A 19,734-nucleotide genomic window follows, 5' to 3' on the forward strand; every position below is an offset into this window, starting at 1 on the left:
GCCGCTCACCCGGCGGCCGCCGCCTGCGCCGCCGCACTCCAGCCGAGGGTGACGTCGAGCGCGCGGGCCAGCACCCCGTCGTGGTCGGTGCACGGCCCGTCGTGGCGCCACGCGACGATCCCGTCGGGCCGCACCAGCACCGCCGAACCCGGCGCGAGCCGGTACGCGGCCGCCACCCCGCGCGCCTTACCGTCCGGGTCGCCGTCCGCGACGAGCAGCTCCAGCCGCGCGAGGGGCGCGTCGACGAGGGCGGGCAGCAGGCCCGCGGCCGTCCGCGCCCACGCGAGCGCCCGCCGCTCCCGCCGCGCGACCGCGCGGGCCCATCCCGTGGCGTCGGGGCCGGTGACGAGCGTGAGGCGGTCCGCGAGCACGTCGAGCAGCGACGTCGCCGGCCCGAGCCACACGTGCGGCGCGCGCTCGCCAGGGCGCGCGGCCCGGTCCGTGCGGAACGGCGGCGCGTCGTCGGTCGCGTCGATCACCGGCGAGCGGTAGCTCCGGCCGAGGTCGCCCTCCAGCCCGTCCGCCGGGTCGGACTCGTCGCGGCGCAACGAGCGGGCCGCGTTCCAGCGGCCCACCGGGCCGCGCTCGGCCTCGTGGCTGTCGAGCAACGCCTGCCCGGCGAGGCCGCGGGCCACCCAGGCGAGCTTCCAGCCCAGCTCGTGGCCGTCGTGGATCGCGGTGTTGAGGCCGGTCGCACCGGCCGGGGTGGTGCGGTGGGCGGCGTCGCCGACGAGGAATCCCGGCCCCGCGCGGAACGCGGTGGCGACGGCGGCCGTCATCGCGAACGTCATGCTGCCGAGCAGCTCGACGGGCAGGTCCGGGATCCCCGTGGCGGTGCGGACGAGATGCACCCAGCGGGCGGGGTCGTCGACGGGCTGCTCGCCGCGCTCCGGCTCGTAGGGGTGCGCGAACTCCCAGCGTCCGGAGCCGACCGGCAGCAGGACCCCGGTCGCCTCGGGGTGGTCGAGGAACGCGATGCCCGGCGGCCTGCGGTCGAGGTGGGCGTGGATCGGGGCGCGGAAGAGGGCCTGCGCGTAGGCGCCGGAGCCGCCGAGGTCGCGGACCCCGATTCCGAGGGCGCTGCGCACGGTGCTGCGCGTCCCGTCCGCACCGACGACGAACCGGGCCCGGACGGTGTCGGTGCCGCCCGCGCCGCCGTCCAGCCGCGCGCGCACCCCGCGGGGCGTCACGTCCAGGCCGGTCGCCGTGGTGCCGAAGCGGACGACCCCGCCGAGCCGGGTGACCTCGGCGGCCAGCACCGGCTCGGTGTGGTCCTGGGGGACGATCGTGAGGTGGGTCGGGCTCACGGCGAGCGACTCGGCGGTACTCGGAAAGCCGTGGTGGGCGTAGCGGGTCGCCGGATCGGTGAGCGTCGGTCCGATCGCGACCATCGGGTCGCAGTCGACCGCCCCCGCGCGCACGGCCGCCTCCAGGCCCCAGGTGCGCAGGATCTCCATCGTCCGGGTGGACATGCCGGTCGCGCGGGGGATGCTCGAGGTGTCGGCGCGCCGCTCGACGACCAGCACGCGCGCCCCGTGGCGCAGCGCGGAGATCGCGGTGGCGAGGCCGGCCGGGCCTGCGCCGACGACGAGCACGTCGGTGGTGTGGTTCATGGGGCCCAGGATCGGCGGGCGGGGCCGCGCGCGGATCCGTGACGGATACGGAGTTACCCGGCGGCGGCGCGGAGGCCACGATGTCCGCATGCCGGCCGTGCGGGTGCGCCTCCTCGGGCGCTTCGAGCTGCGCGCCGACGGTGCCGAGGTGGCGCTGGAGTCGGCGCGGGCGGAGTCGCTCCTCGCCTACCTGCTGCTGCACCGGGGGGAGCCCCAGCCTCGGGAACGGCTCGCCGCGCTGCTGTGGCCCGAGTCCACCCAGGCGCAGGCGCGCACGAACCTGCGCCACGTGCTGCACACCGTCCGGGGCCGGTTGCCGGACCCGGCCGCCGTCCTCGACGTCACGACGAAGGCGCTGTGCTGGCGGGGCGAGGTATGGCTCGACGTCGCGGAGTTCGAGCGGCTGCTCGACGCGGGCCACCCGGAGGAGGCCGTCGAGATCCACGCCGGTGAGCTGCTCGACGGCTGCGACGACGAGTGGCTGCGCCCGGAGCGCGACCGGCTGCGGGCCCGGCTGGGCGAGGCCCTGGCCGTCGTCGTGGAGCGGGCCGAGGGCCGTGGCGACCTCGCCGCCGCGCTGGCGCACGCGGAGCGGCTGCGCGGTGCGGACCCGCTGCGGGAGGCGACGTACCGCCTGCTCATGCGCCTGCACGATGCCCGGGGCGAGCGGGCGCGGGCGCTCGCGGTCTACCACGAGTGCGCGTCCACCCTGGAACGCGAGCTGGGCGTGGCGCCGTCGGCGGCGACGCGGGCGGCCTACGAGGCGCTGGTGGGCGGCGGCCGGGCGGCGGCCGCGGGGCGTGCTGCCGGGCACGCCGCGCTCGTCGGGCGGGTGCCCGAACGGGCGGCGCTGGCGGCGGCCTGGCGGGCCGCCGAGCGCGCCGAGCCCCGGTTCGTGCTCGTCGGCGGCGAGCCGGGGGTGGGCAAGTCGCGGCTGGTGGAGGAGCTGCGGGCCTGGTGCGCGCGCCGCGGCGCGGCGGTCGCGGACGCCCGCTGCTACGCCGCCGAGGGCCCGCTCGCCTACGGCCCGGTGGTGGCGTGGTTGCGCGGGTCCGCGCTCGCGGCGCGGGTGGCCCGGCTGGACGCGGCCCGCCGTGCCGATCTCGCCCGCCTGCTCCCGGAGCTCGGGGACACCCGCCCGGAGCCGCTGCCCGCGGCGGAGCTGCGGCTGCGCCTGCTCGACGCCGTCGCCGCGGCCGTGCTGGCCCCGGGGCCGCCGGTGCTGCTCACCGTGGACGACCTCCAGCACACCGACCGCGAGACCTGCGCGGCGTTGCACTACCTGCTGCGGGCGGACACCCCCCGGCTGCTGGTGGTCGCGACCGCCCGCACCGGGGAGATCGACGCCCTGCATCCGGCGCGGGAGCTGCTCGCCGGCCTGCACGCGCTGGACCGGTGCACGGAGATCGAGCTGGGTGCGCTCGGCCCGGCGGAGACGGCACAGCTCGCCCACGGCCTCGCCGGGGCACCGCTTTCCGAGGCGCAGGCGCACCGGCTCCACGAGGAGACCGAGGGCAACGCGCTCTTCGTCGTCGAGGCGCTGCGGGCGGGCTGGTCGCCGGGCGCGCCGGCGAGCGCGCGGGTGCAGGCCGTCATCGGTGCGCGGCTCGCGCAGCTCACCGATCCCGCCCGCGAGCTGGTGGCGGTGGCGGCGACGATCGGGCGTGCCTTCCGGGTGGACGTCCTCGCCGCGGCGATGGAGGCGGCGGCGACGGGGGAGGACGAGCTGGTCACGGCCCTGGACGAGCTCTGGCAGCGGCGGATCGTGCGCGAGCAGGGCCCCGACACCTACGACTTCGCCCACGACCGGATCCGGGAGGTCGCCGCCGCGGCCGTCGGACCGGTGCGGCGCCGGCTCCTGCACGCGCGCATCGCCGCGGCGCTGGAGCGCTCGCCGGGGGCGGACCCGGCGGCCGTCGCGGGCCACTACGAGGCGGCGGGCCGGGCGGCCGACGCCGTGCGGTGGTACCGGGTCGCGGCGGAGGCGGCGCAGCTCCTGCACGCGGACCGGCGCGCGGTGGAGCTGCTCGACCGCGCACTCGTCCAGCTCGAGACGCTGCCCGCGGGGCCCGGTCGCGACGCCGAGGAGCTGGCCGTGCGCACCGCGATCCTCGCGCCTCTGGCACTGGTGGACGGCTACGCCTCGCCGGCCACGTCGGTGCACCAGGAGCGCGCCCGCGAGCTGTCCGGTGGCGCCGAGTCGCCGCCGCTGCTGCGCTCGCTGGCGCTGACCGCGCTGAGCGGCTCCGACTTCGCCGCTGCCACCCGGGCCGGGCATCTGCTGCGCGCCGCGGGTGAGCGCGACGGCGACGACGTCGGGCTGGTCGAGGCGGGTTACGTGCTGGGCGTGGCCGCGTTCTGGCAGGCGGACTTCGCGGGAGCCCGCGACCACTTCACCGCCGCGGTGGCGCGGTACCGGCCCGAGCACAGCCGCGTCCACCTCATCCGGTACGCCCAGGACCCGAAGGTCACCTGCCTGGGGCGGCTCGCGAACACGCTGTGGTTCCTCGGGCGCGCCGACGAGGCGTTCGCCGCGCGGGAGGGGGCGCTCGCGTGGGCGCGTGAGCTGGGACATCCGCTGAGCACGGGAGTGGGCCTGCTGTTCGCCGCGCTCCTCGACCTCGACGCGGGCGACGACGAGGCGCTGCGCGCCCGGGTGGCCGCGATGGCCGAGGTGCGCGCCGAGCAGCCGCCGTTCCGGCTCAGCCGGGCGGCGTTGACCGCGCTCGTCGCGGGTGGCGGCCCGGACGAGGTGGACGCCGCGGCGGCCGCCGTCCCCGGCGGCATCGCCGCGCCGGGCCAGACGGCCGTGCTGGCGCGGGTGCGGCTCGCCGCCGCCGTCCGGACGGGGGACGCCGCGCTCGCCCGGGCCGCCTCCCGGGCCCTGCTGGACCTGGGCGGACCGGCGTGCGTGTGGGCACCGGAGGCGCACCGGGTCCTGGGGGTGCCGTCGAGAACGACGTTGCGCAGCCCGGAGGGCCCTGTGGATCAGCACAACGTCGTTCTCGACGGAACGCTGCCGGGGAACGGTGCCGGAACGCCGTGCCCGCCACTGTGACCGCATGCAACCTGCCATGATCACCGAAAAGCTGCGCCCGGACTTCCGCGGCGCCCTGCTGCAGCCCGGCGAGGAGGGCTACGACGACGCCCGCCGGGTCTGGAACGGCGCGATCGACCGCAGGCCCGCCGTCATCGCCCGCTGCGTGGGCGCGGACGACGTCGCCACGGCCATCCGCTTCGCCCGCGCCAACGACCTGGAGCTCTGCGTCCGCGGTGGCGGCCATGCCGTCGCGGGCCACGCCGTCGCCGACGGCGCCCTCATGATCGATCTGTCCCTGATGCGCGGCGTCCGGGTCGACCCGGCGACCCGCCGGGCCCGGGTGTCGGGCGGAGCGCTCTGGTCCGACGTGGACGGCGCCACCGCGGCGTTCGGCCTGGCCGTCACGGGCGGGCAGATCAGCCACACCGGCGTCGGCGGGCTCACGCTCGCGGGCGGCCTCGGCTACCTCATGCGCAAGTTCGGCCTCACCGTCGACAACCTGGAGTCCGTCGACCTCGTCGCCGCTGCGGGCGAACCGATCACCGTGGACGCCGGGTCGGAGCCCGAGCTGTTCTGGGCGCTGCGCGGGGGTGGCGGCAACTTCGGCGTCGCCACGTCGTTCACGTTCCGGCTGCACCCCGTGGGCCCGCTCGTGCTGGGCGGCCCCGTGTTCTGGCCGCTCGACGCGGCGGGCGAGGTGCTCGGCTTCCTCGACGGGTTCGCCCGCGAGGCCCCGGACGAGCTGGGTGTCGCGGTCGTCGCCCGGCTCGCGCCGCCGATGCCGTTCCTGCCGCGGGAGCGCTACGGCACCCCGGTCCTCGGCGCCGTGCTGGTGTGGGCGGGCGACCCCGCCGAGGGCGAGCGGGTCCTCGCACCGCTGCGCACCGTCGCGCCCCCGATCGCGGACGTCGTGCGGCTCGTGCCCTACGCGGGGCTGCAGTCGATGCTCGACGGCGGCGCGCCGCGTGGGCGCCACTACTACTGGAAGTCGCTGCGCCTCGACGCCGCCACGCCCGAGGTCGTCGACGTGATCACCCGCGGGGTGGCGTCGATCCCGACGCCGTTCTCGCAGTTCAACGGCTACATCGTGGGCGGGGCGGTGAGCCGGGTCGACCCGGACGCCACCGCCGTGGCGCGCGAGCCGGGGCTCGACCTCAACGTCGCGGCCGCGTGGTCGCCCGCCGACCCGGACGGGGACTCGCACGTCGCGTGGGTGCGCGAGCACTGGGGAGCCCTCGCGCCGCGCGCGCACGGCCTCTTCGCGAACTTCGTCTCCGACGAGGACGCCGCGGCGACCTACGGCGGCAGGCTGGCCCGGCTCACGGCGGTGAAGGACCGCTGGGACCCCGACAACGTGTTCCACCACAACGCCAACATCGCGCCCTCGGGAGGCCCCCGATGAGCCGCTCGACGAGCATCGTCGTGTTCGGTGCCACCGGCACCGTCGGGCGGCATGTCCTGGCCGGGCTCGCCGCCCGCGGCGTCGCAGCCCGGGGGGTCTCGCGGTCCGCGCCCGACCCGGGTGCCACCCACACCCCGTCCGCGCGAGTTGCGCATCTCACCGGCCCGAGTGCGGCCGCGGCCATCCGGGCCGACCTGGACGAGCCGTCGTCCGTCAAGGCAGCGGTGGCGGGCGCCGACGCCGTGCTGCTCTGCACGCCGAACCATCCACGGCAGGCCGAGCGGGAGATCGCGCTGATCGACCTGCTGGAGCCTGGCACCCGCGTCGTCAAGGTCTCTGCGATCGCGGCCCGAGCCGGGTCGCCGTCGGCCTTCGCCGACGCCCACGGGCGTTCCGAGGCCCATCTCGCCGCCTCGGGGCTGCCCGCGACGGTGCTGCGGGCCGGGTTCTTCACCTCCAACCTGCTCGCGGGGGCGGAGACGATCCGGATGCACGGCCGGTTCTTCCTGCCCGCAGGGGACGCCGCGCTGCCCTTCACCGACCCGCGCGACGTCGCCGCCGTCGCCGTCGCGGCGCTCACCGGGACGGGGCACGAGGGCCGCACGTACACCGTGACGGGGCCGGTGCCGCTGACCTGCGCGGACGCCGCCGCCCAGCTGGCAGCGGCGCTGGGACGCCCGGTGGAGTACGTGCCGGTTCCCGACGACGTCGCCCGCGCCGGGATGCGCGACGCGGGCGTACCGGCCTGGTTCGCCGACCAGATCGTCCTGCTCTACGGGGAGCTGCGCCGGGCCGGGAGCGCTCCGGCGACCGACGTCGTGCGGGTGCTCACCGGCCGCGAGCCGCGCACCGTCGCCGACTTCGCTCGCGACCACGCGGCTGCGTTCGGGCTCGCCGACCTGTCGTCGTAACCGACCGTCCGACCGGGTTGCGCCGCCGGACCGTGGCGCGGTCTGCTGGACCCATGCCCGGCGCCGTGGCCACGCTCGACAGCCCCGTGGGGCCGCTCACGCTCGCGGCCTCGGACGCCGGGCTCACCCATCTCGTCTTCGGCTCGCGCGACCTCGCGCCGCCCGCGACGCCCGCCGCGATGCGCTGGCTCGACGTCGCCCGCGACGAGCTGGCCGCCTACTTCCAGGGCCGGCTGCGCACGTTCACCGTGCCGGCGGACCTGGAGCGGGTCACCGGTGAGCGCCGCGCGATTCTCGACGCGCTCGTGCACGTCGGCTACGGCGAGACGGCGAGCTACGGGGCGCTCGCCGTCGCGGCCGGCCTGGACGGCGACGGGGCGCGGCGGGTGGGGGTGGCCATGGCGCGCAACCCGGTCGCGATCGTCGTGCCCTGCCACCGCGTGATCGGCTCGGACGGGTCGCTCACCGGCTACGGGGGCGGGCTCGCGGCCAAGCGGTGGCTGCTCGACCTGGAGGCCGCGCAGCCGTCGGACCGGCCCGGCCAGCTGGCGCTGCCGCTGTGACGGCCCGGGGCGCCGCACGCGCCGCGCCGGCCCCGCGCCCGACCCTGGCGCGGCACGGGCCACGCGGCGTACGCTCCGCGCCTCCCCGCACGTCCGGCTATGGCCCGCGAGCCGGCCCGGGGGTCCCGGAGTGTCCCGTATCCGGGTCACCCACCCACCGCCCCGCCCCGCCACCCCTGACCGATGGTCCGATTCTGCGACAGCGCCCGTGTGATGGCGGCCACTAGCGTCGAGCATGTTCGCACCGGCAACCACGGAGGTTTGGGATGAAGGCGCTCGTCTACCACGGCCCCGGGAAGAAGTCCTGGGAGGACGTCCCGGACGCCGCGGTCCAGGAGCCCACGGATGTCGTGGTCCGCGTCGACACGACCACGATCTGCGGCACCGACCTGCACATCCTGCAGGGCGACGTCCCGGCGGTCACCGACGGCCGCATCCTCGGCCACGAGGCCGTCGGCACCGTCACCGCGGTCGGGGACGCGGTGAAGGGGTTCTCGGTCGGGGACCGCGTGCTGGTACCGGCGATCACGAAGTGCGGCCGCTGCGAGTACTGCCAGCGCGGCATGCCGTCGCACTGCCAGACCGTCGGCGGCATCGGCTGGATCTTCGGCCATCTCATCGACGGCACGCAGGCCGAGTCGGTGCGCGTGCCGTACGCGGACACGTCGCTCTACTCGATCCCCGAGGGCGTCACGGACGAGCAGGCGATCTTCCTCGCGGACTCGTTGCCCACTGGCTACGAGGTGGGTGTGCTGGCCGGCGGGGTGCGCCCCGGCGACACCGTGGCCGTCGTCGGCGCCGGGGCGGTGGGCCTGTCGGCGATCCTCACCACGGGGCTGTGGGGGGCGTCGAAGGTGATCGCGGTCGACACCAACAAGTTCCGGCTGGCCAAGGCCCTGGAGTTCGGCGCAACCGACGCCGTCGAGGTCGGGCCGGGCACGGTCGCCGACGTCATCGCGCTGACCGACGGGCTCGGCGTGGACGTCTCGATCGAGGCGGTCGGCTACCCGGAGACGCTGCTCACCGCGGCGTCGCTGGTGCGGCCCGGCGGCACGATCGCCAACATCGGCGTGCACGGCACCCCGGTGGAGCTGCCGATGCAGGACATGTGGATCCAGAACGTCACGGTCACGATGGGGCTGGTCGACACCGTGTCGATCCCGACGCTGCTCAAGATGGTGGCCAGCGGGCGGATCCCGTCGGAGAAGATGGGCACCCACTCGTTCACGTTCGGCCAGATCGACGAGGCCTACGACGTGTTCAAGAACGCGGCCGCGAACGAGGCGCTGAAGGTCGTCATCACGCCCTGATCCCGGGGCCCCCGTCGAGAACGACGTTGTGCAGCCGAAACGGCCTTGTTGATCAGCGCAACGTCGTTCTCGACGGGACGTCACGCGATGTACGAGATCCCGAACGCGTCGATCTTGCGGTACAGCGACGACCGGGCGATGCCGAGCATCGACGCCGCCTTGTACCGGTTGCCGCGGGACTCGTAGAGCGCCTGGATGATCGCGTCGCACTGCGCGGTCTCCAGCATCGACAGCCGCCGGGCCCGCCCCGCGAAGCACAGCGCGGGCAGGTCCGGCGGCTGGACCTCGCCGAGCGGCTTGCGGGCCACGACGTAGCGCAGCACGTCCTCCAGCTCGCTGATGTTGCCCGGCCACGCGTACCCCTCCAGCACCCGCACGACCGTCAGCGACAGCCGCAGCGACCGCCCGGCCGCGAGCCTGCGCAGGATGGCGAGCGCGATGTCCCCGATCTCGTCGGCCCGGTAGCGCAGCGCCGGGATGCGGGTCATCTCGTGGAAGTGGCGCAGCAGCAGCCCGTAGGGGCGGGTCGCGTCCACGGCGGGCGTGTCCACGCAGCCCGCCACGAGCGGCGGGGACGGCAGGGCGACGAGCGGGCGCAGCGCCTCGTCGAGCCGCCGGGCGCCGACCGGGCTCAGGGTGTTCAGCCCGCGCAGCACGAGCAGCTGCGGCCTGCCCTCGACACCGTCGAGGAGCGGACGGACGGGGTCGCCAGGGTCGGCCGCCCCGCCGACGGCGCCGCAGTCCACGGTGACGATCCGCCCGCGCGGGTGGAGCTGGTGGAACCGGGTCGTGAGCAGGGTGCGCTTGCCGACCCCCGGTTCGCCGATGAGCAGGTGGTTGCGCCACCGGGTGAGGCTCGCGGCCACCTCCTCCTGCGCACGCAGGAACGGGCTCAGGAGCTCCCGGTTGGCGCGGACGCGGGCCTCGGCGTGCTCCCGGTCCGCCCGGTCGCCGCGGCGCAGGTCCTCGGCGTAGTCGCGGCGCGTGGTGGGCGCGACGTGCGAACCCTGCCTGCGGACGGCCTCGGCGACGGCCGCGGTGACGAAGCTCGACCGCGCGGCCGAGACGGTGGCGCCCGTGAGCAGGCAGCCCACGAGCTCGCCGCCCACCTCCACCGGCGACAGTTCCAGCTCCGCGCAGCCGCCCGCCGGGAGGTCGACGTGGCTGCGGGTGAAGTCGCGCAGCACCGAACCGGCGAGGACCCGGTCGCCGAGGATGCGCAGGTCCGCCCCGTCGAGATGGCGGGCGGCGGCGTTGGTGAGCAGGACCTCGCCGTCCGTGGCGAGCACCCAGCCGCCCTCGGCGTCGGCCCGGCGGAACGCGTCGAGCAGCGCGCGCGACCGCCGGTGCGGCTCGTCGGCGGCGCGCTCGGTGAGCCGGGAGGCCAGCAGCCGGGCCAGCGGCAGCCGCAGGGACGTGGCCTGTGCCGCGTGGCCGAGCACCACCACGACGCCGACCACGTGGCCCTCGCCGTCGCGGACGAGCGCGGCCGCCTCGTCGAGGCAGGTCAGAGCGGTGGCGTAGTGCTCGGGGCCGCACAGCGCGACGTCGTCGTCCTCGTGCAGGGCCACGCTCGCCGCCGTCGTCCCGACGGTGCTCTCGTCATGGACGTAGCCCGGGACGACGAGCAGCGCGTCGAGCACCCCGGCGAGCGCCGTCCCGGTCCCGGCGTCGAGGCGCATCCGGACCACCCCGGCCGGGTCCAGCAGCACCACTGCGGCGCCGGTCCCGGCCAGCGCCGCGGCGACGACCTCCTCGGCCCCCGCCACCAGGGGCGCCACGGGCCCGTACCCCTCGTAGCGGGCGCGGGCGCGCTGCGGGTCGACACCGCGCGCGGCCGACCGCTTCCACGAGGCCAGCACGGCCGGTGCGACGCCGGCCGCGCCGACATCGCACCGCCCGTCCACCAGGAAGGCCTGCCGGGCCGCTTCCGTCTCCACCGCCGCGGGCACCTGTCGGAGGATAGGCACGTGACGCCGCTTCCGACGTCTCACAATCGGACGCTTCAGGCCGCGAGCTCCAGTTCGCGCCGCAGCCGCCGCAGGCCGTGGAACACCCGCGTCTTGACCGTCCCCTCGGGCACCCCCAGTGCGTCCGCGACGGCCCGGTAGCGCCGGCCGTCGACGACTGTCGCGAGGATCGCGGTGCGCTGGTCGCGGCCGATCGTGGCGAGCGCCTGCGCGAGGGCCGCGCGGTCGGCGAGGGTGTCGGCGTGGTCGCCCTCGACGGGCCCGGCCGCGGCGCTGACCGTCCCGACCGCCATGGCCGGACGGGCGGCCCGGGCGCGGATCATGTCGATGGCGACGTTGCGGGTGATCGACGTCAGCCACGCGGCGAGGTGCTCGCCCCGTCGGGTGTCGAACCGGTCGCAGGCCCGCCAGGCACGCAGGAACGCCTCCTGCACGGCGTCCTCGGCCAGGTCCACGTCGCCGAGCAGCAGGTAGGCCCGGTGCCGCAGCAGCCGATGATGGGTGCGGTGGGCCGCGGTCATGCCCTCCCGCGTGCACAGCCCCGCGCATCGCGACTCGTTCGAACCGGTGGTGTCCATCGCCCTGTCTCCGTCCCGCGTCCCGGCCATCCGTGACGGGGACCACACTCGGCGGGTGCGCTGACAGGGCGGTGTCACAGCGCTGTCTCGGCCGCTGTCTCGGCGGCTGTCTCGGCGGCTGACCCGGCGGCTGACCCGGCGGCTGACCCGGCTGACCCGGCGGTATACCGGTGGCGTGCACATCACCGGCTACCAGCGCTGGCGGGAGCTCGCGTTCCTGCACTGGCCCGCGGACCCCGCCGCCGTCGAGCCGCTGCTCCCGCCCGGGCTGGCCGTCGACACCTTCGACGGGCGGGCGTGGCTGGGGATCGTCGCGCTGACCATGCGTGACGTCCGCCCGCGCTACGTCCCGGCCCTGCCGGGGATCTCGCACTTCCTGGAGCTCAACGTCCGCACCTACGTCCGCCACGGTGACGGATCCGGCATCTGGTTCTTCAGCCTGGACGCCGCGACGCTCGTGGCCGTCGCGGTCGCGCGGGCGTGGTGGAGCCTGCCCTACCACCCCGCGTGGATGGCGACGCGCCGCGACGGGGACGTGATCGCCTACCGCAGCCGTCGCGCCTGCGGCGGGGCGCGCTTCGCGGCTCGCTACCGGGTCGGGGCCGGTCTGGGCCCCGTCGACCCCGGCACCTTCGAGCACTTCGCGGTGGAGCGCTACCGGCTCTACGCCCACCGCGGCGGGCGCTTGTACACCGGCCAGGTCCGGCACCGGCCGTACCCCTTGCACGCCGCCGAGCTGCTGGACCTGGACGAGTCGGTGCTGTCCGCCGCCGGGCTGCCCGCGGCGGACGGGCAGCCGCACGTGCTGTTCAGCCCCGGTGTGGAGGTCGGACTGGGCCCGCGGACGCGCTGCCGGTCAGCGGTCCACCTCGACCGGCAGGACCGCCCCGACCGGGTGGGCAGCCGCGCCGTCGGCCGGCCCGTCGCCCGCGCTCACCAGCAGCACGAGCCGCGCCTCCCCTAGCAGCGCGGCGTACCAGCCGGCGGGCACCGTGCCGGTCACGATCGTCATGGTCGCGCCGTCGGGGTCGCGTAGCCGCAGCTGCCCCCGCGCGTCGACCAGCACCTCCCAGCCGGGCGGGTCCGGCAACCGGCCCGGGTCGTCGACCGCGTGGACCGGGTCGAACCCGGCGACCAGGAGCGCCGCGAGGAGCACCTCCCGGTCCGCGGCCGTCAGCGGCTGCGGGGCCGTCTCGGGCACCGCGATGAGCGTCGGCACCGGCCCGTCGAGCCGGGCCGTGGCGCGCAGGTGCAGGGTGTGGTCGGTCGGGGGAGCGGGGGAGCCGGTCATGGCCGCGAGGCTGCCGGACGGGCCCTGTGGGGACGCTGAACGCGGGTCCGGGAACGGTCACGGGCCGGCGTCGAGGTAGCGCGGATCGGGCTCCGGCAGCGGCACGGCCGGCTGCCCGCCGAGGTACGCCCCCAGCGCCCGGTACACCGTGCGCGCCGGGGCCGTCCCGCCGAACAGGTTCCCGCCCGGGCAGGGGTGTGGCGGGGAGCCGTCGCACAGCGGCCCGGGGTGCGGGGAGTCGTCGAACACGATCGCGGCGCCCGCCGCCGTCGGGGTCGCGGCGACGAACGACGCGGACTGGTTGCGCTGCGTCGTCCCCGTCTTCGCCGCGACGGGCCGGTGCCAGCCGGTGATCCCCGCCGCGGTCTCGGACGTCCCGCCGCCGGTGTCGTCGTGGCCGAGGGCCGCCATCAGCGAGTCCGCGAGCCCCGGCGCCACCGCCTGGCGGCACGGCGCGGTGGGCAGCGGCACGGCGGCGCCGTCCGGCCCGGTCACGGACGTCACCAGCTGCGGCGGGCACCACGTCCCGTGCGCGGCGAGTGTCGCCATGACGTTGGCGAGCTCCAGGCCGCTGGTGGGGCTCACCCCGAGGGTGAACGACGCCTGCGAGCGCGCCGCCTGCCCGGGCGGGGGTCCGTCGCCGAACGGGACGGTGAGCGAGGTCATCCCGAGCCGCTCGGCCATCTCGACGACCGGTGCGATCCCGGTGCGCTCCTCCAGCGCGACGAACGCGGTGTTGGGCGAGAGCGCGAGCGCCTCGGAGAGCGTGAGCTGCGGCGGGTAGTCGCCGGCGTTGTCGATCGGGACGGGCCGGTTGCCCGCGCCCTTGTAGATGGGGGAGAGGTAGCCCGACGGCGGGACGTCGATCGTCGAGTCGATGCCGACGATGCCCTGCTCCAGGGCGCTCGCCGCGGTGAAGATCTTGTAGACCGAGCCGGCGCCCAGCCCCTCCGGCTCGTAGGGGAGCCCGGCGAGCGTCGCGCCCGGCCCGGTGCCGTAGTGGCGGCTCGCGGCCATGGCGCGCACCGGGTGGGCCCCGGTGCCCGGTTCGACCACCGACAGGACGTCCGCGGCGTGCGGCGCATCGGCCCCCACCTCGTGGGCGACCGCGTCCTCGGCGGCGGCCTGTGCCCGCGGGTCGAGCGTCGTGCGGACGGTGTAGCCGCCGGTGGTGAGCTGGTCGGGATCGATCCCGGCCGCGGCGAGCTGGGCGACGACCGCCGTGCAGAAGAACCCGGCGCCGCCCGCACCGGTGCAGCCCCGCGGCGGCGGTGCGGGATCGGCGACCACCCCCAGCGGGGCGGCCGTCGCGGCCGCGGCCTGCGCGGCGTCGATCATGCCCTGGTCGTGCATGAGGCCGACGACGAGGTCGCGCCGCTGTGTGGCCGTGTCGGGGTGGGTGAGGGGGTCGAAGGCGGCGGGACTCTGCACGAGCCCGGCCAGGAGCGCCGCCTGGGCGATCGTGAGCCGGTCCGCCGAGGTGGCGAACCAGCCCTGCGCGGCGGCCTGCACCCCGTAGAACCCGCGGCCGAACGACACCAGGTTGAGGTAGCCGGTGAGGATCGCGTCCTTGCTCGCCGCGTCGTCGACGGCCAGGGCGAGGCGGGCCTCGTCCAGCTTGCGGCGCAGCGACGGCGCCGTCGCCGCCCGCCGCTGCGCGTCCGTGCGCGCCGCGACGTAGAGCAGGTAGTTCTTCACGTACTGCTGGGTGAGCGTCGAGCCGCCCTGCCGGTCGCCGCCCGCCGCGTCGTGCAGCAGCGCGCGCAGCGTCCCGACCGGGTCGACGCCGCCGTGCTGCAGGAACCGCCGGTCCTCGACGGCGATGATCGCGCCCTTCATCGCGGGCGCGATCATCGCGGACGGCACGGGGTCGCGGTCCTGGTCGTAGAGCCGCGCGATCGGCGCGCCGGTGGCGTCGGTGATCGTCGTGGCGGCGGGCAGGTGCGGGTCCGCGAGCGCGCCGGGATCGACGGGCGTACCCGCGGCCGCGGCCAGCGTCCGCCCCGCGAGCACCGCGACGGGCGCGACGGCGACCGCGGCCACCACACCGCCTGCGACGGCGAGGCCGGTCAGCCGCAGCAGCAGGCCCCTCACGCGGGCGGCGGGGTGTCGCCGCGCCCGGTGCCGTGCTCGGTGCCGCCGCGGTCGTCGGCCTGCAGCTCCACGCGCAGGATCCGCAGCGAGCGCCCCACGCTCCTGGCGGCGCCGGGCAGCCGCGCGGACCCGAAGAGCAGCACGAGGACCACGAGCACGATCAGCCAGTGCCAGACGCTGAGCTCACCCATGCGTGCGTTCTCCCACGTCGTGCCATGGTCCGCAGGCGGACCTGAAGGGACGCTGAGGGCGCTGGTCAGCGCGGGTCGCCGTCCGCGCGCATGAGGTAGCCGGCGCCGCGCACCGTCTCGATGTGCCCCGGCGCGCCCGCCGGGATCGCGGTCTTGCGGCGCAGGTAGCCGACGTAGACCTCGACGATGTTGCCGTCGCCCTCGTAGTGGGGGTCCCACACGGAGCCGAGGATCTCCGCCTTGCTCACCGCCCGGCCCGCGTGGCGCAGCAGGAACTCCAGCACCGCGAACTCCCGCGGCGTGAGGGAGATCGGCTCGCCCTCGCGCAGGACGCGGTGCGCGGCCGGATCCAGCGAGAGCGCGCCCGCGGTGAGCACGGCGGGGCGCGGATGGACGCCGCGGCGCAGCAGCGCGCGCAGCCGCGCCAGCAGCACCACGAACGAGAACGGCTTGGTGAGGTAGTCGTCGGCGCCGAGATCGAACGCGTCCGCCTCGTCGTACTCGCCGTCCTTGGCGGTGAGCACCAGCACCGGCGTCCACACCCGGGCGGCGCGCAGCGCCTCCAGCACGCGGTAGCCCGACATCCCGGGAAGCATGAGGTCGAGGATCACCACGTCGTAGTCGCGGTGCTGCGCTGACCACAGGCCGTCCGGCCCGGTGTGGGCGAGATCGACGCTGTGGCCGGCCTCGGCCAGCCCGTCGCGGACGGTGCGGGCGAGCCGCACCTCGTCCTCGACCACCAGCACCCGCACGGGCGCCACGCTAGCCGCCACCATCCGGCGAGCGTGCCGCCCCGGCGCTGAGAGGGCGCTGAAGGGCCGCTGCACGCGGCCCCCTGCGACACGGTCAGCCTGCCGCGGGCAGCCGGACGGTCACGAGCGCCCCGCCCCGCGGCGAGCGGCCCACCTCGACCGTCCCGCCGTGCGCGTGCGCCACCTCGGTGACGATCGCGAGCCCCAGCCCGCTGCCGCCCGCGTCCCGGGCCCGCCCCGGGTCGAGGCGGACGAACCGGCGCAGCACCCGCTCGCGGTCCGCGACCGGGATGCCCGGCCCGTCGTCGCCGACGGCCAGCTCGACGGTGCCGTCAAGGCTCGACAGGTGCAGCTCGACGACGCCGGCGGCGTGGCGGACCGCGTTGTCGACGAGGTTGCGCACCAGCCGGGCGAGCTGGCCGCGGTCGCCGCGCACCCGCGCCGCGGCGACGACGGTCACGACCTCCACCGTCGACACCGACCGCAGCCGCAGGCGCTCGGCGTCGAGCAGCTCGTCGAGGTCGACGTCGTCACCTGCGCCGTCGCCGCCCGGGCGCAGGCCGCGCTCGTCGGCGCGGGCGAGCAGCAGGAGGTCCTCGACGAGGTGGCCGATCCGGGCGGCGTCCACGGCCATCGCGGCGATCCGGGCGTCGTCGCGCTCCGTGCGGCCGCGGGTCAGCTCCAGCCCGGCGACCACCGTGGTGAGCGGGCTGCGCAGCTCGTGGCTCGCGTCCGCGACCAGCTGGCGCTGGGCGGCCCTGGCGGCGCGCAGCCGGGCGAGCATGGCATTGAGCGTGACGGCGAGCCGGCCGACCTCGTCGCGGGCGGCCGGCTCGACGACGTGCTGGTCCAGGTCCCGGTCGGTGATCAGCTCCACCTGGGCGCGCATCGCCTCGACGGGCCGCAGCGCCCGCCCCGTCGCGACGTAGGTGGTGATCGCCGCAACCAGCGCCAGCAGCGGGACGGCGATCGCGAGCAGCTCGGCGGTCGCCGCGACGCTGCGCCCGACGGACCCGAGCGGCTCGCCGACCACGACCACGAGGTCGCCGTCCGCGGTGGCGACCCCCCGGACGGCGACGGCCACGTCGTCCGGGTCGAGCCAGCCCCCGTCCGGATCGGTCCCGGCGGTGCCCGAGCCACCGATCAGGCGGACGCTCACCTCCGTGCCGGGCGCGGGCCGCTCGGCGACCAGCGGTGGCCGCCCGGCGAGCGACGGCGACGCCGCCAGCGCCGCGCCCCGGGCGTCGAGCACCTGCACCAGAGCCACGACCGACCGCGACCGGCCGACCGCGTCCTGCGGGGCGACGCCGGCGGCCAGCGCGTCGGCGACCTCGGCGGCCCCGACCCGCGCCTCGTCCTGCTCGACCGACTCCAGCGAGCGGTCCAGCAGCAGCAGCATCGCCGCGCCGCCGAGCGCGAGCGCCACGGCGACGACGATCGCGGCCGTACCGGCCGTGCGCACCCGCACGCCCGCCCGGCGGGCCCACCAGCCGCGCACACGTCGCACCCGGCGGACGCTACGCCGCGCCACCCCGCCCCGGGCGGGCTGTCCCGGTCCACCCCGTCCGCGCCCGCACCGTCACGCCCGCACCGCACCTCGCAGCACGGCGGTGCACCTCGCAGCCGGTCGGACGGCTGCGAGGTGACCCGGAACGCTGCGACGTGGCCCGGCGAGGCCGTCCGGCCCTCAGCCCGACGCCGGCCCGCCGAGCTGCCGGCGGATGTCGGTCTTGAGGACCTTCCCCACGGTGGAGCGCGGGAGATCGGGCCAGAACTCGACCTGCTTGGGCGCCTTCACCCCGCCGATCCGCTCCTTCACGAACCCGATGAGCGCCTCGGCGCCCACCGCGGCGCCCGGCTGCAGCTGGACGACCGCGGTGACCCGCTCGCCCCACTTGTCGTCGGGCAGGCCGATCACGGCGCAGTCGCGCACCGCGTCGTGGGCCATGAGCGCCTGCTCGACCTCGGCGGAGTACACGTTGAACCCGCCGGTGATCACCATGTCCTTCGCCCGGTCGACGATGTGCAGGTAGCCGTCGGCGTCGAGCAGCCCGATGTCGCCGGTGTGGTGCCACCCGTGTGCCGACGCCTCCGCGGTGGCCTCCGGGTTCTTGTAGTACCCCGCCATCACCAGCGGACCCCGGACGACGATCTCGCCGCGCTCGCCCGGCGGGAGCAGCGTGCCGTCCTGCGCCATGATCGCGACGGTGCACAGCGGCGACGGCCGCCCGGCCGAGGTGAACCGCTCGACGGCGAGCGTCCCGTCGGCGTGGCGGTGCTCGGCGGGCGACATCGTCGAGACCATCATCGGCGCCTCGGACTGGCCGAAGAGCTGCGCCATCGGCCCGATCCGTTCGCACGCCTCGGCGAGGCGGGCCGCCGACATCGGCGCGGCGCCGTACCAGAAGCACTGCATCGCGCTGAGGTCGGTGATGTCGAGGTTCTCGTGGCCGAGCACCATGTAGATCAGCGTCGGCGGCAGGAACGTGTGGGTGACCTCGTGCTCCTCGGCCAGCCGCAGGAACTCCCCGACGTCCGGACGCGCCATGACGACGACCTCCCCGCCGAGGGTCATGACGGGGAAGCAGAGCACCCCGGCGGCGTGGGTGAGCGGCGCCAGTGCGAGGTAGACGGGCCGCCGCGCGAACGGGTAGCCCATCAGGGTGATCGCCGTCATCGTCTCGAAGTTGCGGGCCGTGAGCACCACGCCCTTGGGGCGGCCGGTGGTGCCACCCGTGCCGACGATCGCGACGACGTCGTCGGGCGGGGCGGCCTCGGCGGGCGGGTCGTCCGCTGCGGCGGCGAGCCAGGCGTCGAACCCCGTTCCGAGCTCGACGGCCACGTCGACGTCCAGCTCCTTCACCAGCGGCGCGAACGCCTGCTGGTGGATCAGCGTGCGGCAGTCGAACAGCTCCAGCAGCTCGCGGTTCTCCGCGGCCCCGTTGCGCGGGTTGATCGGACACCACACGGCTCCGGCGCGGGCGATCCCGAAGACGCACGCGAACGCCACCGGGTCGTTCGCCGACAGGATCCCGACCTTGTCGCCCGGACGGACGCCCGAGCGCCGCAGCGCACGGGCGACCGCGTGGGACAGCTCGACGACCTCGCCGTAGGAGAGCGTCCGGCCGTCGAGCGTGAGGCAGGGCGCGTTCGGCCCCAGCGAGGCGCCCTTGTCCAGGTAGAAGGTCAGCGACATGGCTGGTCGCGAACCGTGAGCTCCCCGCCGCTCATGTGGCTCCTCCCCGGCACCTCGACGTGCCCCGCTGTGGCGTGGGGCACAACGTAGGAACTGACCTGGACGAGTGTCAAGAAAAACCTGGACGAGCGTCCAGTGATCGTGTCAGTGGGCTACGCTCCGGGCAGCCGAGCCACGAGAGGCCGCTGTGACCAAGCCCGCCGAACGGACCGACCGGATCTCCCGGCGCCAGGTCGACAAGTTCGCGGAGCGGCGCCGGTTGCTCGCCGAGGCGGCACTGCAGACGCTCGCCGAGCGCGGCTACGCGCGCACGAGCCTGCGGGAGATCGCGCAGAACACCGAGTTCAGCCACGGCACCCTGCACTACTACTTCCGCGACAAGGTCGAGCTCATCACCTACTGCGTGCGCCAGTACAAGGCCCACTGCGTGCAGCGCTACGACGGCATCGTCGCCACCGCGCGCTCGGCGCCCGAGCTGGCGCGGGACTTCGGGGACGGCCTCGCCGCCACGCTGGAGCAGGACGTGCTCATGCACCGGCTCTGGTACGACCTGCGCGCGCAGTCGTTGTTCGAGGAGTCCTTCCGCGCCGACGTCGCCGAGATCGACGACAGCCTCGAGCGGATGATCTGGCGCATCGTCGTCCGCTACGCCGCGCTGGCGGGCGTCGAGCCCGCCTGCACCCCGGCCATCGCCTACGCCACGTTCGACGGGCTGTTCCAGCACGCCCTCCTGCGCCACGTCTCCGGCTCCCCGCAGGCCCTGGACGCGCTACGTGACGGCGCCCGCCGGCTGCTGGACCACGTCGTGCGCGCCTGACCGCGA

At 76.2% G+C, this 19,734-nt stretch carries 16 protein-coding genes; 7 read left to right on the plus strand and 9 right to left on the minus strand.

Translation table 11 applies throughout. The features are described 5' to 3' along the window. Positions 1 to 5: 5 nt before the first annotated feature. Positions 6 to 1,613, minus strand: a complete 1,608-nt coding sequence (locus tag AB7J25_RS03315; protein WP_428504853.1) for an FAD-dependent oxidoreductase — start codon at positions 1,611 to 1,613, stop codon at positions 6 to 8. A gap of 88 nt (positions 1,614 to 1,701) precedes the next feature. Here AB7J25_RS03315 and AB7J25_RS03320 point away from each other — a divergent pair, with 88 nt between their 5' ends. The 5 genes from AB7J25_RS03320 to AB7J25_RS03340 all read left to right on the plus strand — a co-directional run bounded on the left by AB7J25_RS03320 (position 1,702) and on the right by AB7J25_RS03340 (position 8,839). Beyond that, positions 1,702 to 4,671 carry an ATP-binding protein gene (locus tag AB7J25_RS03320; protein ID WP_428504855.1) on the plus strand — a complete coding sequence of 990 codons (2,970 nt, stop codon included), beginning with the start codon at positions 1,702 to 1,704 and terminating at the stop codon, positions 4,669 to 4,671. 4 nt (positions 4,672 to 4,675) lie between these two features. Continuing rightward, on the plus strand, positions 4,676 to 6,055 hold the full coding sequence (locus AB7J25_RS03325; protein WP_428504856.1) for an FAD-binding oxidoreductase: 1,380 nt from the start codon (positions 4,676 to 4,678) through the stop codon (positions 6,053 to 6,055). Further along, on the plus strand, positions 6,052 to 6,966 hold the full coding sequence (locus tag AB7J25_RS03330) for an NAD(P)H-binding protein (RefSeq protein WP_428504858.1): 915 nt from the start codon (positions 6,052 to 6,054) through the stop codon (positions 6,964 to 6,966). Before AB7J25_RS03325 ends, AB7J25_RS03330 begins: the two co-directional genes overlap by 4 nt. A gap of 53 nt (positions 6,967 to 7,019) precedes the next feature. Further along, on the plus strand, positions 7,020 to 7,529 hold the full coding sequence (locus AB7J25_RS03335; protein WP_428504860.1) for a methylated-DNA--[protein]-cysteine S-methyltransferase: 510 nt from the start codon (positions 7,020 to 7,022) through the stop codon (positions 7,527 to 7,529). Between the two features lie 266 nt (positions 7,530 to 7,795). Further along, entirely contained in the window at positions 7,796 to 8,839 is a 1,044-nt protein-coding gene (locus AB7J25_RS03340; RefSeq protein WP_428504862.1) for an alcohol dehydrogenase catalytic domain-containing protein, read from the plus strand. A gap of 80 nt (positions 8,840 to 8,919) precedes the next feature. Here AB7J25_RS03340 and AB7J25_RS03345 read toward each other — a convergent pair whose 3' ends face one another. Together AB7J25_RS03345 and AB7J25_RS03350 are read right to left on the minus strand one after the other, a co-directional pair. Further along, complete coding sequence (locus AB7J25_RS03345; protein WP_428504864.1) at positions 8,920 to 10,791, minus strand: helix-turn-helix domain-containing protein; 1,872 nt, start codon at positions 10,789 to 10,791, stop codon at positions 8,920 to 8,922. A gap of 53 nt (positions 10,792 to 10,844) precedes the next feature. Further along, the gene (locus tag AB7J25_RS03350) at positions 10,845 to 11,387 is read right to left on the minus strand and encodes an RNA polymerase sigma factor (protein ID WP_428504866.1); all 543 of its coding nucleotides are present in this window, start codon (positions 11,385 to 11,387) and stop codon (positions 10,845 to 10,847) included. Positions 11,388 to 11,562: 175 nt separating this feature from the next. On the opposite strand from AB7J25_RS03350, the gene AB7J25_RS03355 reads away from it, so the two are divergent. Further along, positions 11,563 to 12,351 (plus strand): YqjF family protein, encoded by a 789-nt coding sequence (locus AB7J25_RS03355; RefSeq protein ID WP_428504868.1) that lies wholly within the window; start codon positions 11,563 to 11,565, stop codon positions 12,349 to 12,351. On the opposite strand, the gene AB7J25_RS03360 is transcribed toward AB7J25_RS03355, so the two are convergent. The 6 genes from AB7J25_RS03360 to AB7J25_RS03385 all read right to left on the minus strand — a co-directional run bounded on the left by AB7J25_RS03360 (position 12,244) and on the right by AB7J25_RS03385 (position 18,911). Further along, the gene (locus AB7J25_RS03360; RefSeq protein ID WP_428504870.1) at positions 12,244 to 12,678 is read right to left on the minus strand and encodes a hypothetical protein; all 435 of its coding nucleotides are present in this window, start codon (positions 12,676 to 12,678) and stop codon (positions 12,244 to 12,246) included. The genes AB7J25_RS03355 and AB7J25_RS03360 overlap by 108 nt on opposite strands. Before the next feature lie 57 nt (positions 12,679 to 12,735). Next, positions 12,736 to 14,772: a transglycosylase domain-containing protein gene (locus AB7J25_RS03365; protein WP_428504872.1), complete on the minus strand. Its 2,037-nt coding sequence runs from the start codon at positions 14,770 to 14,772 to the stop codon at positions 12,736 to 12,738. Next, a complete protein-coding gene (locus AB7J25_RS03370) occupies positions 14,769 to 14,963 on the minus strand; it encodes a twin-arginine translocase TatA/TatE family subunit (RefSeq protein WP_428504874.1) in 195 nt (64 codons plus the stop codon). The genes AB7J25_RS03365 and AB7J25_RS03370 overlap by 4 nt, the downstream gene beginning before the upstream one ends. Before the next feature lie 65 nt (positions 14,964 to 15,028). Further along, positions 15,029 to 15,715: a response regulator transcription factor gene (locus tag AB7J25_RS03375; RefSeq protein ID WP_428504900.1), complete on the minus strand. Its 687-nt coding sequence runs from the start codon at positions 15,713 to 15,715 to the stop codon at positions 15,029 to 15,031. 94 nt (positions 15,716 to 15,809) lie between these two features. Beyond that, positions 15,810 to 17,222, minus strand: a complete 1,413-nt coding sequence (locus AB7J25_RS03380) for an ATP-binding protein (RefSeq protein ID WP_428504876.1) — start codon at positions 17,220 to 17,222, stop codon at positions 15,810 to 15,812. A 180-nt stretch (positions 17,223 to 17,402) separates the two neighbouring features. After that, positions 17,403 to 18,911, minus strand: coding sequence for an acyl-CoA synthetase (locus AB7J25_RS03385; RefSeq protein WP_428504878.1), 1,509 nt, complete (start codon positions 18,909 to 18,911; stop codon positions 17,403 to 17,405). 187 nt (positions 18,912 to 19,098) lie between these two features. Here AB7J25_RS03385 and AB7J25_RS03390 point away from each other — a divergent pair, with 187 nt between their 5' ends. Continuing rightward, the gene (locus tag AB7J25_RS03390) at positions 19,099 to 19,728 is read left to right on the plus strand and encodes a TetR/AcrR family transcriptional regulator (protein ID WP_428504880.1); all 630 of its coding nucleotides are present in this window, start codon (positions 19,099 to 19,101) and stop codon (positions 19,726 to 19,728) included. The last annotated feature ends 6 nt before the right edge of the window (positions 19,729 to 19,734 follow it).

The organism is Pseudonocardia sp., assembly GCF_050246655.1.
Classification (GTDB): domain Bacteria; phylum Actinomycetota; class Actinomycetes; order Mycobacteriales; family Pseudonocardiaceae; genus Pseudonocardia.